This is a genomic window from Pseudomonas sp. 65/3-MNA-CIBAN-0223, from assembly GCF_040310425.1.
GTDB classification, from domain to species: domain Bacteria; phylum Pseudomonadota; class Gammaproteobacteria; order Pseudomonadales; family Pseudomonadaceae; genus Aquipseudomonas; species Aquipseudomonas gregormendelii.
Map to the genome: position 1 here is coordinate 247,116 of NZ_JBEOPV010000006.1, position 15,882 is coordinate 262,997.

The following is a 15,882-nucleotide window of genomic DNA, read 5'->3' on the forward strand; positions in this document are numbered from 1 at the left end:
TTTATTCGCAAGGAAACATTCCCATGGCACACCTGATCGAACAAATGGCTTACGTCGGCGCTACTCCCTGGCATGGTCTGGGCAGTCGCCTTTCCGAGAAGCAACCGCTGGAAATCTGGCAACGCGAAGCCGGCATGGATTGGAAGATTCAAGAAAGCCCAGTTCACTTCAAGGCTGACAGCATCGGCCCATTGGGAACCATCCACTCGTTCCCGGAACAAAAAGTGCTTTACCGCTCCGATACCAAGGTACCGCTCTCCGTCGTGTCCAACCGGTACCAAATCGTACAACCGCGTGAGGTCCTGGAGTTCTACCGAGATCTGACTGAAGTATCCGGCTACGAGCTGGAAACGGCGGGCGTGCTGAAAGGTGGTCGCAAGTTTTGGGCGTTGGCACGTACCGGACAAACGGCCGAATTGAAAGGCCATGACCAGGTAAACGGCTACCTATTATTGGCCACCTCCTGCGATGGAACCCTAGCCACCACAGCGACGCCAACCACGGTTCGGGTGGTCTGCAACAACACCCTGACCATCGCTCTTGATGGTACGACCCGTGCGATCAAAGTGCCTCATAACACCCGCTTTGATCCGCAAGTGGTGAAAAAGCAGTTGGGCATCGCCGTTTCGCAATGGGATGAGTTTATGTACCGGATGCGGAATTTGGCTGAACGCAAAGTGCAGTGGCATGAGGCAATGGGTTTTTTCATGAACGTACTGTGTGACGTCTCCCCACACAGCACGTTGCCGGAAGTCCTCCCCAACGAACGGGCGCTGCGTAAAGTCCAAGAACTGTACGAAGGCCAAGGTCGCGGCGCAACGCTGGAATCATCTCGCGGAACGGCCTGGGGCTTGCTCAACGCCGTCACCGAGTACGTCGACCATGAACGACGGGCTCGGAGTAATGAGTACCGCATGGACTCGGCCTGGTTCGGCCAAGGGGCTGCGATCAAACAACGTGCCCTGAGCGCAGCCCTTCAGCTCGCCGCCTAGTGGGGTTACTCGCGGTTACTTTCGGCTCGTACGTCTCGTTCCTCTCACCTATTGGAACGCCTGATCAGCTTGCTGCTGGTCAGGCGTTTTTTATGCATTAGGAAATACTCATGACCTCTCAAACACTACCAAAAACGACCGTAAAAACCCAGCCAGCATTACGCCTGGTTGGCACCAAAAAACTGCCGCGTGAAGATTGGCTGGCGGTACGTAAAGGCGGCATCGGCGCCTCGGATGCAGCCGCCGCTGTCGGCCTCAACCCTTATAAGTCCCAGTTGGAGCTGTGGCTGGAAAAAACCGGACGCGATGCCTCCTTGCCCAAGATCGATCCTCAGGACGAGGAGAGTCCGGCGTACTGGGGCAACGTCCTCGAACCAATCGTCGCCTGGCATTACAGCAAGCGCAGTAGCAATCGAGTGCGGCGAATCAATGCCGTGCTGCAGCATCCCGATCCAAAACTGCCCTGGATGCTGGCCAACATCGACCGCGAGGTGATCGGTGCCGACGATGTACAGATCCTCGAATGCAAAACCGCCGGCATCAACGGCGCTCTCCTATGGAAGGAGGGTGTGCCCGAATATGTGCAGTTGCAGGTCATGCATCAGTTAGCCGTAACTGGCAAACAGGCCGCGGATGTCGCAGTACTGCTAGGTGGCCAGCACCTGGAGATTCACCGCATCGAACGGGACGAGTCGATGATTGCTCGGCTGATTGATCTGGAGCGACTGTTCTGGGATTACGTGGTCAGTGATACCCCACCACCGGCCGATGGTACGGCCTCAGCGGAAGCGGCGTTGCGCTGCCTCTACCCCGAGGACAACGGCCAGACTCTGGACTTTAGCCAGCACCTAGAGCTGGCCACCAGCTACCTGGAGCTCAAGGCTGTTCGCCAGAGCATTGCCGAGCAGGAAACGCGTGAGGCGCAGCTCAAGCAAGTCCTGCAACAGGCCCTGGGCACAGCCACCCGTGCAGAGTTTGCCGAGGGCTATATCAGCTGGAAGAAATCCAAGGACAGCACCGGCTTGGATATCGAACAGATGCTCAAGGACAAACCCTACCTGCAGGCCCGCTACTCCAAGATCAAAACTGGCAGTCGCCGCTTTCTGATCGGCTGAATCCTCGCCTCTCGCCCAAGCCACCTGGACCCTTCACGTCCCGGTGGCTTTTTCATTTCCAGATCAAGGATAACCACCATGCTCAAAGGTTTAGCGATCACCCCTCCGGTACTCGGGCGCATTTCCATCGGCAAGGTTGTCGAGAAAAACGGCAAGCGCCTGCCGGAGAAAGACGATCAGTTCACCCTCACCTCCCAGGTACAAAGCCGCGACGGCTGGTTGTTGCACCCGCTTAATGAGGAATTACGCAACGGCCAGGACGGCAAGCTGCGCAGCATTCCGATCCGTTTACTGTTCAACGAGCCGGATCTGAATTTTCGTGCGGACTACAGCTTGTTCGACCGTAATACCGGTCGGCCGCTGTGCGTCGGCAATGGTGAAACTTGCAGGCGTTTGACCAAGGACGGAATTCAGTCGCTGCCCTGTCCGTCCCCGGATGGGTGTTCACTCGCTAAAGGCAATGCCTGCAAGCCTTACGGCCGACTGAACGTGGTGATTGGCGATGACGATCCGCTGGGCAGCTTCGTCTTTCGCACCACGGGCTACAACAGCATCCGCACCCTGGCAGCGCGTCTGCATTACCTGCAAGCCATCTCCGGCAATCGCCTGGCCTGTCTGCCGTTGGAGCTGCGTCTACGCGGTAAATCCACTCGGCAAAGCCACGGTACACCGATCTTCTACGTGGACATCACGGTACGCAGTGGGCTGAGCCTGGAAGACGCGTTGCTGGAAGCCAAACAGCGGGAAGAAACCAGACAAGCTTCGGGCTTTGACCAGAGCGCCTTGGATCTCGCGGCCCGCCAGGGATTTAATAATGGAGCCTTTGAAGACAGCGAAGAGGACACCGGCGCTATCGTCGAGGAATTTTTCACCGCCATTGAGGATCAGCCCAGCCTGGTAGCCCACCAAGTCCAACTGACAGCGCCTGCCAAACCCTCACTCGCTCAAAAGCTGGATTCGCAAGCCACGCGGCACAACATCAAGCCCTCAGTCCAGTAACCCCCTCTCGACATTCCCAGCGTTCTCACGCATTCGTATAGGAATACCCGCATGAAATATCACAAGCTCAGAGCCGGTGAAGAAACCGGCACCTATGTCATGGACTCTCCGGTTACCGAAGCCGACATCCTGCAGATGGCGCAACAACTAGCGATGAGTCGCCTGTCTAAAGGTCGAGCACTGACTGAGCCAAGACACGTATTCAGTCATCTGCAAACACTGCTGCAGTACCATGAATACGAAGTCTTTGCTGTGCTGCTACTCGACAGCAAGCACCGGGTGATTAGTTTCAGGGAGCTATTCAGAGGCACACTGGACGGTGCCAGTGTGTATCCACGGGAAGTGGTCAAGATCGCTCTGGAGCATAATGCGGCAGCGGTGATATTGGTGCACAACCATCCCTCTGGCGATCCGGAGCCCAGCCAAGCCGATCGCACGCTGACCACCACCCTCAAGAACGCCCTCGACATGATCGGCACCCGGATATTGGATCATGTGGTGGTGGGCTGTGAAGGCTGCGTATCGCTGGCCGAACGAGGTTATTTGTAATCCCTAATTTTTCGCTTATGGGCATCAAACAACATCTCGTGGCCTTGGCTGGGATAAAAGAAAAGTCCTGTTTGAGCAACCCTTCTAGCGGCTCAAAACAGGACTTTCTTTTTTTTTGTCAGGAATACCCTGATAAGCGACAGATCATTATTGAGTTAGACCCGATTGGACGTAGATCCTGCTTACTTCACCAGCTCCATCAGCTTCCCGAAGCTATTCACCACATCGTATTTGACTTTCTCGGGGGCGTACTTCCTATTGATCTCGTCGAAAAACTTCCGTGCACATTCGATTTTGGTAGCCTCAATCGGACGCAAATCCATTGATGACATTGAGCCCTTGGTTTCAGCCACAAAGTACACATGCTTGATCGCTCCTTCCTTAAAGGAAATCGCCCAGTCGGGGTTGTAATCGCCAACCGGCGTCGGGATCAGGAAGCCGCGCGGTAATTTGGCATACACGATCACGTCGGTACAGGTGTCCAACTCTTTCACAAACTCGCGCTCGATGCCGGAATCGGTGATCACGTAGTCGTAGATGTGGCGCTTCAGCTTATCACCGGCCTTGGTGAAGTCCTGCTTGGTCTGTCCTAGGGTGAAGATGTCCAGATCGAACTTGTCCTCGACGGAGTCGTAGGCCAAATGCTCTATAATCATCGTCGCCTTCTGCTCATTGATCAGTCGAATTGCTTCGGCGATGAAGCTTTCAGGATTGGTACGAAACTGCGCAAATACCGCAACACTGACGCCCTTAAGGATGTCAGCCGTAGTGCGTCGGGTCAGTTGCGTACCCTCGGCAACCTTACCAATGAGGTCGTACTTCACCGTTGAATGAATTGACTGCTTGTCGTACTCGACAGTTGTTTCAGAAACCTTGAAACCATCACCACTCTTCAGCGCATCGGCAGTCACTTGATCGATCTGCTCACCTTTCTGGATCGTGTACTGCAAGGGCGTCACCCGTAGGCTCTTGTCCAGCTCCTCGACCGCTTTCCTGACCAATTCCGCCGAATCAAAGTCGACACTGTAGGCTGCCTTGCGATTGATTCGATTCCACAGTTCCTTGAATTCCTGTTTGTCGAAGTTGCTGTTGAGCGGATTCTTCTTTGGCCGACGGTCGTCGCTGATCTCAAACATCTGACCGTCGCTGAAGACGCTGTCGATCAGCTGGTACACCTGCTCGGCATGAGCCTGTAGCTCCGGAGGAAGCGGAGCCAGGGTGCCTCCTCTCTTGGCGTCGTGGTAGGCGCCTGTAATGCGGTCCGCATCGTCGCTGTAGTCGTTCTTAAGCAGGTACTTGTAGATGTGCTTGGCCAGCTGCGGCGTGACTTCAATATCGCCAGTCGGGGTCTTGAGCACCTTGCCGGTGAAATAGGCTTCGTCGGCGACCTTAGGGCGTGCCGACAAGGACTCGCTGATGTCTTTCTGCAGCGCAGATACGAAGTCCTTATAGCTCTCGCTCGCCACCACGGTTAGCACGTTTACGTCATGGACGATGGCGGGGTGATCCATTCGGTCACCGGTCTGGTTAACGGACAAGCGCAGACCACGACCAACTTCCTGCCGCCGCGAAATGGTGTTGTCGCTGTGCTTGAGCGCACAAATGACGAACACGTTTGGGTTGTCCCAGCCTTCACGCAAAGCAGAGTGCGAGAAGATAAAACGCACCGGCTCGGCAAAAGACAGCAAGCGCTCCTTGTCCTTCAGAATCAGATCGTAGGCATCCACATCATTGGACAGCCCTGCGTTTTCTCCGCGTTTCTCCACATCTGGATCGGCCAGCCGCTTGGTCTTCTTGTCTATGGAAAAGTAGCCGCTGTGCGTCCTGTCTGCATCGATACCCTTCAGGTACTTGATGTACGGCGTTTCATCCAGGTCCAGTACTTCGTTCAGGTACTGCCGGTATTCCTCTTCGAAGATACGTGCATAGTCGCCCTTCTCGTCCGCTGCCGAGTAATCGCGGTACTTGGCCACTTCATCGATGAAGAACAAGGTCAACACCTTGATGCCTTGCTGGAATAGGGCCAGCTCTTTATCGAAGTGCGCCTTGATGGCTTCCCGAATCTGGATGCGGCGCAGCGCTTCTTCATTGACATCCCCGCTAGCCTCGCCAACAAAGAGCTCAGCGCCGTTGGTGAAACTCAGAGTATCCGTGTTGGCATTGATGTCCGCGACCACATAGCCACGGTACTGATCCAGCTCGTTTGAAAAACCATCAGAGAAGAGGTTGTCGCCCTTTGAGAGCTTGCGCACCACACGCTTGATCTCGCCGCTCTTGAGCTTCTGCTCAAACTCGACACGCGCCTCCGGGGGCTTCTTAGTCGAGATTTCGATGGACTGCAGGTACAGGTAGGCATTGGTACCAGCCAAGCCCTTCACCGAGATGCCGCGCACAGCAATCTTCTTAACCAGCTTCTGGTTGTAGGCGTCCAACGCGTCCAGTCGGTGGATCTTGTTGTGTGTAGTTTTGTGGGTAGCCGAGTAGCGCAACACCATCAGCGCCTTGAATTCCTCCAAGGACTTCAGGGTTGCTGCACCTTCCATTTTCTGCGGCTCGTCCAGGATCAGGATCGGGCGGTTGGCGCTGATCACATCAATCGGGCGGCGAGATTGGAAATCATCCAGCTCGTCGTAAATGCGCCGGTTGTCTGCGCCACGGGCGGCAAACGCCTGCACGTTGATCACCATCACGTTGATCCCGGCGTCCGACGAAAAGCTCTCCAGGTGGTGCAGTTGCTTGGAGTTGTAGATGAAGAAGCGTGCCTTCTTGTGGTACGTCTCCAGAAAGTGCTCGGCCGTGATTTCCAGCGACTTGGCCACACCCTCGCGGATGGCAATGCTGGGCACAACGATGATGAACTTGCTCCAGCCGTACTGTTTGTTTAGCTCGAAGATGGTCTTGATGTAGCAATAGGTCTTGCCAGTGCCGGTTTCCATCTCGATGTCGAGATTGACCTTGCCGACCTTGGTTTTCACCAACTCGGTGGACTGCGGCAGATTCTGCTGATGCTGCACCTGGGTGATGTTCTCCAGCAACGCAACATCTGTCAGCTTCAGGTCGGCGTTCTTGAACCCTGACTCAGAAAAGAGGTCTTCCATCCCCTTCTTGGCCTTACCCGGATCGACGCGGTAGCTGGAGGCCTCCATCGAGGCAGCTGGTTGACCTTTGAAACAGTCAACCATGGCTTGCACCGCTGCCGTCTGGTAGGCCTGCGTCTTGAATTTAAGTTTCATCGCAGCCCCCTTAAATGCATTTGACTTCGGTGGCCGGCGACAAGAGCTTGAAAATCTGCTCGACGTTGATCTTGACCGTGCTGTTTTTGAACCCGGCATCGCGGAACACGACTCGCAGCGGCTCGTGCTTAGCCAGTTCCTTTACAAAGACTTCGTCGATACTGCCGCTGGCATCGAAGCAAGCGGCTAATGCGTTGCCATCGACAAAGAAGACGTCCTTGCCCTGGATGGCCTGCTTGGCTATGGGCAGCGCCAAATCAACGCCCCAGTCCAGCATCACCTGGAACAGCAGATCTTCAGGGGTGCGGTCAGGCTTGATGTTGTCTACGAAAAGGTCAAGGTTCGCCTTGTCAAGTGCGTCTGGGACGTAGAAGACATCTGCCAAGTTTGATGTATCAATCCGAAGCGCACGGAACCCAACGTCATTTTTCGAGTACTTGTGGTTGTTCCCTCTGAGAACTTCCTTTCCACAGCGGCGCAGGCGCTCCTTTGTTATGGCAGCAATATTCGAGTATCCATTTTTATACGCAACGGTTTCTTCAGAACACGCTTCTGCGATCTGAACTACGATGTATTTCCTATTGACCCCATCCTCCGAGTTAAGTTGTAAGACCGCTTGCGCAGTTGTTCCCGAACCACCAAAGAAGTCCAGAAACAGATCGCCATCTTTGGCAGAGACAAGATTAAAGAGCCGCTTAATTAGCTTTGTTGGCTTGGGGGCGCTAAAAGGGCTTTCATTGTCAAATAGATCTTTAATTTCTTTTGTTGCTTCGCGATTTTCACCCGCATAATCAAACGACCACCAAGTCCATGGAACCATCCCCTCCTCGCGCTCTAACCAGAATTTCTTACGCTGGGCCATCCCATTGCCGTCTTTACCAAAGTAAATTCGATCGTCAGCCAATAACACTTCGAATTTTTCCTTTGTAGTACTCCAATGCCGCCCCGCAGGAGGCATAAGAACTCGCCCGCCAGGCGTGGTTATAGGGTAAGTCAAATTAGGTCGAAGATTTGGCGCATGAAATGGAACCGACAGCCAATCCCCTCTTGGGTCGTTATCGCGATTGGTATAGGTTGCGCGCTGTTTTTCATCCGCATCAACACGAAGTATTCGTGCTTTTGTTATGTCTCGCGCATAAGCCAGAATATATTCGTGGGCGGTAGAAACAAGGCGCGCGTCATTTCTTCTTGTGAGCGTCTTTTGCCAAACGAAGCATGTGATGAAGTTCTCACTTCCAAACACCTCATCGCAAACGTTTCTCAACCGACTGACTTCATTATCGTCAATTGATATGAATATCACGCCATCTTCTTGCAGCAGATTCCTTGCCAGCCTCAGTCTTGGAAAAATCATTGTGAGCCAGTCCGAGTGAAACCGCCCATTGGCCTCTGTGTTGAGGACTAAACGATTACTCTCTGTATCGATCTGATTTGATCTGGCTAGATAGTCGCCGAAGCCTTCCGCAAAGTCATCGTCATACACGAAGTCTCCCCCAGTGTTGTACGGAGGGTCGATGTAAATTGCTCTTACCTTGCCAAGGTAGTTATCCTGGATCAACTTCAGTGCATCAAGGTTGTCGCCTTCGATGAAAAGATTCTTCGTGGTATCAAAGTCCACGCTTTCCTCACGGCAGGGCCTAAGTGTCTTGGCAATGGGCGCATTCGCCGTCAACAGGGCCTCGCGCTTCCCTGGCCAGTTCAAGTGGTAGCGCTCTTGAGGGCCTTCGACGATTGATTCAGCCAACTCTTGTCGCAGTTGATCAAAGTCCACCGCCAGCTTCACCGCGCCATTTTCGCCCTTGGCTTCGGTGACGCAGTTCGGGAACAACTCGCGAATACGGGCGACGTTGTCCTGCGTGAGATTGGGTGAGTGCATTTTCAGTTTTTCCAAGTTCTTTTCCTCTAGCAGCCGTGCTTCCGTGAAAGAAGCTCAGCGGCTCAATTGTTCAAGTTCGTTTTGATAAATTCAGTCGTCTTATTGCCAGTCTTGGCAAAAGTGCACGCGCAGACTCTCGATAGCCGATGGCAAGATGCCCTCGCAGGTCACGCCCAGATAAGTGGCCGCACGAGTGGTGCCCACGTACAGGTATTTGTCGAAGAGCGCAGGATGTAGCTCGGCAAGCTGGTCGATGCCAATAAAGAAAACAGCCTCGAACTCCAGGCCCTTGATGTGCTGGATATCGAACACGCGCACATTGCTTTCTTGCCCGACGGCCTGGCCCTCGCGGCAGGCGATGACCTGAAAGTTGTGCTCGGCCAGGGCGGCATTCAGTGCCTCAGCCACCGGGGCCACGTCATTTTCGGTATTCACAAAGATGGCGGTGGACGGCAATTGGCCTACAAAGCGCTCAATCTCACGAATGCGATCTGCGAGCCAGCTGACAACGACCGCTGTCTCGCGGGCATGCTCCAACAAGGCAGGCGCCACGCCCGAGCTATCCATATTCGCGGGTAAGCTGACGTTTTGCTCGGCACCAGAGACGGCGCGGATCATGGCACGGGCCAAGTCGTTCAGTTGCTTGCTCTGACGGTAGGAGACGGTAATCTCCTTGATGTCGAAGTCGGCAAAAACCCACTTCAAGTCGTCAGCGGAACGCGCGCCCCAAGTAGTCAGGCGCTGGTTGAAGTCGCCGCAGGCAAAGAACGAGCGCAGTTGTGGGTGAGCCAGTGCTGCCATGCAGGCGAGCTGAATGGGCGAAAAATCAGTCGCCTCGTCCACCAATACTTGGTTGCGGTAATGCCCCAGAATGGGCTGAAGCGATGACCAAGCGGGGCTGTCAATATCGCGCAGGACGCTGGGCCGGCTGATCAGGTCGCCTGCGGCGCGCAAGATGGCCAGCAGCACAATATCGAGCTCGAGCGGATGGATGTCGCTGGCCTCGAAGCTCTCGTTGCGATACCAGTTCCCGGTTTGTTGGCGTTCACGCCGGAACGCACGGTAGTGTTTGGGAATGCCGTCGAGGTAGCGTTTGACCGGGTTCACGAAGCGCCGGGCGTTGGTCTGCACAAGAAGACTCGCTCCCACATCTGCGCGGTCGGCCTCCGCCAGGCCACGATCGGCCAGCCACTCAATGATTTTGCCGTTGCGAGAGACCTTGTTCAGCATACGCTTGGAGACTGCTGACCGAGCCTGGGCACGCACGGCTTGCATGTAGGCGTTGAGAGCTGCCGCGCGCCCCGTGCGCGATGTTGTGGTGTCTTCTTCCTCGTCGGCATCGAAATCGTCTTGCTCGTCAGCCTCCGTTGCCTGCGCCTGCTGCAAGCTGTCGATGACGCGAGCTAACTCATCCAAGAATGCCCGGTTGCGGTTGAGCTGCAGGTTGAGCGCAGCTTTGATCTTGCCGTCGGAGGCTTCCTTCAGGCTGGTGACGAGTGCCTGCACCTTGGGGAGTTCTGCGGCCAATGATCCGAATGTGGTTGCCAGAGCGCCATCACCTGCCCGCGCTAAGATGTCTTGCAAGCGTGCGCCCAAGCTCTTGACGTCGGGGGTCTTGGCATCATGGAGTAGAGCCGCAGCTCCATGCAGCTCCTGCACGTAGGCGCTACGTTGCCATGCATCGAAATCGTCAAACCATTGAATGGGCCGGTCGAGGGCAGCTTCGCTAAGGTTTGGCAAGCTCTCTTTCAGGACGAAGGTGCCGCCGCCAGAAGCAGTTCTGAGAACGCCAAAAGTGTTTCTGGCCAGCTCGCGCCGATAGTCCTGCCAAGTTCTGATGCGCAGATCTGAGGCAGGAACGCCTTCTCGGGCAAAAGCTTCTTTGAGGTACTGCTTGAGCAGTTCGGTAGGCGTGAACATCAGCCAGCTGTTGGAATGCGCAACGCCTTGCGCTGCAGCAACCGTCTCAACCAGGCGTTGCTCGCCTTCTTCTAAAAAAGCGGTATCGAGCTTTTGGCCGAGCCGCCGGATCAGGGTCGTCGTTTTGCCGGTACCGGGTGGACCCAAGATTAGCAGGCGCTTGTCGAGAGGAAGACGAAAAATCTCGTCCTGGTATTGATCGAGTACGGGTTGATCCCGCAACCCCATCTTGGTGATAACGCTGCGGCGAACGCCGTCGATGATGTTGGCCTTGACTGTCTCCTCAGCCAGCAATTGGCCCAGGATATCTTCTGTGACTTCTTCCCCGGCAACCTCAGTCAGCAGAGCTCGCAGCGACTCGATGGTGAGCGGCCCGAAATGCTCGGTTTCAACCACGGTGTCACGAGAGTCCCACCCATCGGCGAGTGCACGTGGCCGGAGCTGAGCTCGCTCAAGAACCTCAACAACAGTTCCATTGGGAAGCGTGAACTCTGCACCAATCGCCAATGAGGCCAATCTTCCAACAGGAGCCCGGTAGCTGGCCAAGTTGGAAAAGCCCGATACCGGCGTAGTGCGGCAGATGTAGTAGGTTTTCTCTTCGCCCCCTTTATCAACCACCACAACGCGAGCAATGGCGGGCTCTGCCACCAATACCCGGTAGCTTTCACGGTTCGCCTGGCTGATCTGATCCAGTCTTTGGATAGCCGAACTGGACGTCATCGTATTGATGCTTGCCAGGGCATCAGATCCCAGTGTTCGTCCATCAAGAAGCTTGCCCTTGGAGGCTTCGGCGATGCTTTCGAGTTGCGCTAACGCCTCGCCCGCGACCTGCTCGATGTGTCTCTTCGATTCGTCATTCAGGCTCTGCGTCATGCGCTATCCCTACCGGTCAACTGTTCAAGTTCGTTTCTTAGCTGTCGCAAGAGCGCGTTGATCTCTACCTTGCGGTTGAATTGCTTTTCTTTGGCAAGCTTGCTCGCGGCCTTCTCGACCTCACGCTGCTTCGCCGCAACCTGTTCGACACGAGCGACCAAGTCACCAAGGCCTTCTTGCTGGCGCGCAGGTGTTGGAATCAGGCGGTGAAGCAACTGTTCGTACAAGCCACCCAAGTCGAGCGCCAATGGCATGACGGCGCGCTCCACATCGCTCGGTAACCACGCCGTCGCAAAGTAATCGCTCAACACCCAACGGCTCGCGTCTGATTCGTTCGCGCGCTTGAACGCGGCGACTACCTGCGTTCGGCCGTCAAAGCTCAGCTCGAAGATGATGGGGAACTGCACCGCACCATCTATGCAGCGCAACACATCCAAATTCAGCTCCGACGTCTTGAGCTGGATGGCGAAGATCTGAAGCTCCGGCACATTGGGTCTTGCGGGCAGGTTGATCGTTTCCGGAGCCAGCTTGTATTGCCAGACGATCTGTTCCACTTGCTCAACGAACAAGTCTTTCAGCCGTGTGTTGGCTCCACTGTGTTCGTAGATCTTGTTCTTTGGCAGGTTGCGGCCAAAAGCGGCCTGCTTCGGGTAGCTGATGAACGCGGCGTTCGACTCCCATGGAGAGATATGACTCATCCGGCCTCCTGAATTATCAAGAAGGTGATGAGCTCGAAGTCATCCAGTCCGGCAATAGTGTTGACCAACGCAGTGGTTTTGCCGCCGCTGAACAGGCTGTCCAGATCCTTCTCTTCCTTCACCTCGACCATCGAACGAATGGTCTTGCCAAGCAGGTCGGAATACACCTGCATCTGCCGCCCGTCAGCAGTTTCCTTGTTAAACAGACTGCAAGCCTCTGGAATAGGCTGCGCTTTGCCCTTGCAGCAACTGCGCACCAGATCGAGCAGGCGTTTGACCTCGGTGTGATCATGAATGACCTCACCCTCACGACTGATGTAGACGAGGTAATACGGGTGCAGACGGTTATGTTGGCTAACGCTGACGCTCGAGTTGCGGTTCCGCAGTGTAAAGATCACGCCTGGACGCAGACCAAGCTCAGGTTTGGCTGGCACAGCGGCGTGCATGCCGCTCGGTACGTTGTTCAACTCACCATTGGCTTTGACGTGATTGAGCAAGTCCATGCGGAAGTCATTGAGCCCCAAATCTGTGATCGAAACGCCCGTTTTCAGGTCTTCCAGCTCGATGACTTCGTCTTGTAGGCGGCGCAACTGCTCCTTGCGGTAGGACACGTCGTTGGCTTGAGCGCTCAACACATTGTCGTCGCCCGTGGCAGTGACGTCGGCAATCATCATCCGGCTCTCGACACGCTCCTTGAGGTTGATGTACTCGTCGAGCGAGATGTCGGGCCAGTAATTGACCAGTTGGATGCTGCTGTTGGGCGATCCAATGCGATCCACTCGACCGAAGCGCTGGATGATGCGCACGGGGTTCCAGTGGATGTCGTAGTTGATGAGGTAGTCGCAGTCCTGCAGGTTCTGGCCCTCGGAGATGCAGTCGGTGCCGATCAGCACGTCAATCTCTGCCAGTTCGTTGGGCAGTACGATGGCCTTTTCTTTGGATCGTGGAGAGAAGAGGGTGAGCAGCTCTTGGAAGTCGTAGCTTTTCTTTTGAGCTGTGTTCTTTAGCGTCGACTGAGGCGCGCTACTACCAGTGACCTTGGCTGTATGCAGGTACTGATTGGCCAGCAGCTCAGTGGCCAGATTGTCATAGAGGTAATTGGCCGTATCAGCGAAAGCCGTGAAAATCAGTACTTTTTTATTGCCTGGATTAATGGGATTGGCAATCTTGTCGAGTACTAGCGATTTCAGGTGCTGTAACTTGGCATCTTCGGCTGGCGTGATTTTGCTCATAGAGACCAGCAAAGCGGAGATGATTTCCAGGTCAACCTGGAGCTCATGCTCCCAAGAAGGCAGATCCATATCTGCCAGCTTTATCCGAATTGTGTTGCCGATTTCTAAGTCATGAAACGACGGAATACCGTCTTCTTCAGCGTCAATTGAGCCCATGGCTTCTGTAAGGCTCGCGACCTCTGTTACACCGCCCCGGCTCTCGAACTCCTTAATGAGGCCGAGAACGCGCTGGTGGTTTTCTTTCAAAGCATTAAGTGTGCTGCGGAATGCATAAACAGAGCTTTCAAGGCGCTTCAGCAAATTCGTTGTCATCAGCGCTACCAGGCTTTTTTCCCGGTCAACCTGACGTAGCTTGCCTCGACCGCCTTCAACCTGCGTGTCGTACATCTCTTCATACTTCGCCAAGCGGCTAGGCAAGATGTAGCTGATGGGGGCATATACGGCGAGCTTGAGCAGAGACAACTGCTCGAAAATCTCGTTGAAATTCATTACATCCGTTCGCTGCTCAGCATCCACAACCAGTGGGCTGCGGAACGACAAGGGCTTGCGCCGTTCAGGGAATTGCCCGATATCCGTGGTGTCGTAGAAGGTCTGAATGTGCTTTCGCGAGCGTGCAATCGTGACGCTGTCTAGCAACTCGAAGAAATCGAAGTCGAGCGAGTCCAAAATAGCGCGCGCCGTGCGTTCCTCGGGCGGAAGTTTTGACCAAGCGTTAAAACTGGCCTGCGCACCACGGAAAATCTCCTCGACAGTTTTGCCAGTTCTCAGCTTCTTGCTTAGGTTTTCGGAGTTGCCTTCGTAGGCTAGCGCGAGTTGGTTGCGCAGGTCATTGAAGCGGTTGTTCACTGGGGTCGCTGAAAGCATCAGTACCTTGGTTTTCACACCCTCTTTGATGACTTTGTTCATCAGCTTCTGGTATCGGGTTTCCTTGTCCTTGAAGGCATCGTTATTGCGGAAATTGTGCGATTCATCGATGACGACGAGGTCATAGTTACCCCAGTTGATGCGGTTGAGCGGAGTGCCAAACGACTCGCCACTGGTGCGAGTGAGGTCGGTGTGGCACAGCACGTCGTAGCTGAATCGGTCACGGGCAAAGATGTTGGTCTTGAGGTTACGGTTGTAGTTGAGCCAGTTGTCCGCCAGTTTTTTGGGGCAGAGCACCAGCACCGACTTGTTACGCAGTTCGTAATACTTGACGACGGCTAGGGCTGTGAAGGTTTTCCCCAAGCCAACGCTGTCCGCCAGGATGCAGCCACTATAGGTTTCTAGCTTGTTAATAATCCCGGTGGCCGCATCCTTCTGGTAGTTGAAGAGCTTGTTCCAGATTAGCGTGTCCTGGTAGCCGGTACGGTCGTTGGGTAAAACGTCCTCATCGATGTCGTCCAGGAACTCGTTGAAGATGTTGTAAAGCATCAGGAAATAGACGCTCTCGGGCGAGTTCTCCTGGTAGACAGCCTCAATGTGATCGCAGATCTGCATGGTGACGTCTTCCAGTTTTTCCGAGTCGCTCCAGATCTGATTGAACAGGCTTAGGTAAGTTGCCGTGAAGATTGGTTCGTCCATTTTGTTGACGAGGTTGGAGACAGCATTACCTTGCTGGTAACCGAGATCGACGGCTGTAAAGCCGTGCAATGGCATGTAAGAGGTGCCGGCTTCAGCAGATTGCACGCAGGCGAACTGCTGCATTGGGGCCTTGCTGCGATTGGACTTGAAGGTCGCCTTGCGCCGCATCCACTCTGCGCACTCTTTGGCAACCGCTCGCTGGGTGAGCTTGTTGCGCAACTGAATCTCGAACTCGCTACCGTACAGACTGCGCTCACGATCCAGCTTCGGGATGTGGAATTCCTTTCGCTCTTTGCGGACCTTGTCGGCAACCTCGCTGGCAACGAACGTCGGTGAGGTGAAGATGAAGTTCAGCTCGTCGATCTTTTCCAGCTCAGCTTTCAGCGCTTCGAATGCATACATCGAAAAACAAGACGCTGCGATACTTAGGCGCGAACCGGGTTTTAGCGTCGCTTTGAGGTCGTCACCCAGCAGCCTTGTAATATTGTCAATGAGCTCCATCGTTTCCCTTACCTTTTTTCGTCTCTTCCACTGACGGCGTTTCTGCCTGCAGACCCTGTTCCTGAGCATATTTCAGGATTAATACCTCAATCATCGAGGCAATGGAGCGTCGCTCTCTTTCCGCTGCAATTCGCAGCAGTTGCTTGATGTCACTCGAGGTGCGAATGGACAGGGTTTCGTCCTTGGGACGCTTCATGACTCAGTCCTGCAGTTTTTGTGCTGCAAATGTACTGCGTCGTGCCATCAATAGCGACTCAAAGAATCCAGAACCAGGCTAACTGCTATTTCCACCCGCAAAATCTAAGATCAGGTCAGCGTGATCGACACAGCA

At 54.6% G+C, this 15,882-nt stretch carries 10 protein-coding genes; 4 read left to right on the plus strand and 6 right to left on the minus strand.

Annotated features, from left to right (window positions below):
* Window positions 1-23 precede the first annotated feature (23 nt).
* The 4 genes from AAEZ09_RS09250 to radC all read left to right on the plus strand — a co-directional run bounded on the left by AAEZ09_RS09250 (window position 24) and on the right by radC (window position 3,655).
* Window positions 24-992, plus strand: a complete 969-nt coding sequence (locus AAEZ09_RS09250) for a DUF932 domain-containing protein (RefSeq protein ID WP_350599168.1) — start codon at window positions 24-26, stop codon at window positions 990-992.
* Window positions 993-1,102: 110 nt separating this feature from the next.
* Window positions 1,103-2,107: a YqaJ viral recombinase family nuclease gene (locus AAEZ09_RS09255; RefSeq protein WP_350599170.1), complete on the plus strand. Its 1,005-nt coding sequence runs from the start codon at window positions 1,103-1,105 to the stop codon at window positions 2,105-2,107.
* A gap of 78 nt (window positions 2,108-2,185) precedes the next feature.
* Window positions 2,186-3,106 carry a recombination directionality factor gene (locus AAEZ09_RS09260; protein ID WP_350599172.1) on the plus strand — a complete coding sequence of 307 codons (921 nt, stop codon included), beginning with the start codon at window positions 2,186-2,188 and terminating at the stop codon, window positions 3,104-3,106.
* Window positions 3,107-3,157: 51 nt separating this feature from the next.
* Window positions 3,158-3,655 carry a RadC family protein gene (radC, locus tag AAEZ09_RS09265; protein WP_350599175.1) on the plus strand — a complete coding sequence of 166 codons (498 nt, stop codon included), beginning with the start codon at window positions 3,158-3,160 and terminating at the stop codon, window positions 3,653-3,655.
* Between the two features lie 182 nt (window positions 3,656-3,837).
* Here radC and AAEZ09_RS09270 read toward each other — a convergent pair whose 3' ends face one another.
* From AAEZ09_RS09270 to AAEZ09_RS09295, 6 genes are all read right to left on the minus strand, one after another.
* Complete coding sequence (locus AAEZ09_RS09270; protein ID WP_350599177.1) at window positions 3,838-6,888, minus strand: type III restriction-modification system endonuclease; 3,051 nt, start codon at window positions 6,886-6,888, stop codon at window positions 3,838-3,840.
* Between the two features lie 10 nt (window positions 6,889-6,898).
* Window positions 6,899-8,779 carry a site-specific DNA-methyltransferase gene (locus AAEZ09_RS09275; protein ID WP_350599180.1) on the minus strand — a complete coding sequence of 627 codons (1,881 nt, stop codon included), beginning with the start codon at window positions 8,777-8,779 and terminating at the stop codon, window positions 6,899-6,901.
* 84 nt (window positions 8,780-8,863) lie between these two features.
* On the minus strand, window positions 8,864-11,557 hold the full coding sequence (locus AAEZ09_RS09280; protein WP_350599182.1) for an ATP-binding domain-containing protein: 2,694 nt from the start codon (window positions 11,555-11,557) through the stop codon (window positions 8,864-8,866).
* Complete coding sequence (locus AAEZ09_RS09285) at window positions 11,554-12,255, minus strand: DUF4391 domain-containing protein (protein ID WP_350599184.1); 702 nt, start codon at window positions 12,253-12,255, stop codon at window positions 11,554-11,556. The genes AAEZ09_RS09280 and AAEZ09_RS09285 overlap by 4 nt, the downstream gene beginning before the upstream one ends.
* Window positions 12,252-15,551 carry a helicase-related protein gene (locus AAEZ09_RS09290; protein ID WP_350599187.1) on the minus strand — a complete coding sequence of 1,100 codons (3,300 nt, stop codon included), beginning with the start codon at window positions 15,549-15,551 and terminating at the stop codon, window positions 12,252-12,254. The genes AAEZ09_RS09285 and AAEZ09_RS09290 overlap by 4 nt, the downstream gene beginning before the upstream one ends.
* Window positions 15,538-15,747 carry a hypothetical protein gene (locus tag AAEZ09_RS09295; protein WP_044268719.1) on the minus strand — a complete coding sequence of 70 codons (210 nt, stop codon included), beginning with the start codon at window positions 15,745-15,747 and terminating at the stop codon, window positions 15,538-15,540. The genes AAEZ09_RS09290 and AAEZ09_RS09295 overlap by 14 nt, the downstream gene beginning before the upstream one ends.
* Window positions 15,748-15,882: the final 135 nt, after the last annotated feature.

What these genes read in the sequence shown, in the direction of transcription:
- AAEZ09_RS09250 (WP_350599168.1), top strand. Translation starts at nt 24, where the DNA reads ATGGCACACCTGATCGAACAAATGGCTTACGTCGGCGCTACTCCCTGG.
- AAEZ09_RS09255 (WP_350599170.1), top strand. Translation starts at nt 1,103, where the DNA reads ATGACCTCTCAAACACTACCAAAAACGACCGTAAAAACCCAGCCAGCA.
- AAEZ09_RS09260 (WP_350599172.1), top strand. Translation starts at nt 2,186, where the DNA reads ATGCTCAAAGGTTTAGCGATCACCCCTCCGGTACTCGGGCGCATTTCC.
- radC (WP_350599175.1), top strand. Translation starts at nt 3,158, where the DNA reads ATGAAATATCACAAGCTCAGAGCCGGTGAAGAAACCGGCACCTATGTC.
- AAEZ09_RS09270 (WP_350599177.1), bottom strand. Translation starts at nt 6,888, where the DNA reads ATGAAACTTAAATTCAAGACGCAGGCCTACCAGACGGCAGCGGTGCAA.
- AAEZ09_RS09280 (WP_350599182.1), bottom strand. Translation starts at nt 11,557, where the DNA reads ATGACGCAGAGCCTGAATGACGAATCGAAGAGACACATCGAGCAGGTC.
- AAEZ09_RS09285 (WP_350599184.1), bottom strand. Translation starts at nt 12,255, where the DNA reads ATGAGTCATATCTCTCCATGGGAGTCGAACGCCGCGTTCATCAGCTAC.
- AAEZ09_RS09290 (WP_350599187.1), bottom strand. Translation starts at nt 15,551, where the DNA reads ATGGAGCTCATTGACAATATTACAAGGCTGCTGGGTGACGACCTCAAA.
- AAEZ09_RS09295 (WP_044268719.1), bottom strand. Translation starts at nt 15,747, where the DNA reads ATGAAGCGTCCCAAGGACGAAACCCTGTCCATTCGCACCTCGAGTGAC.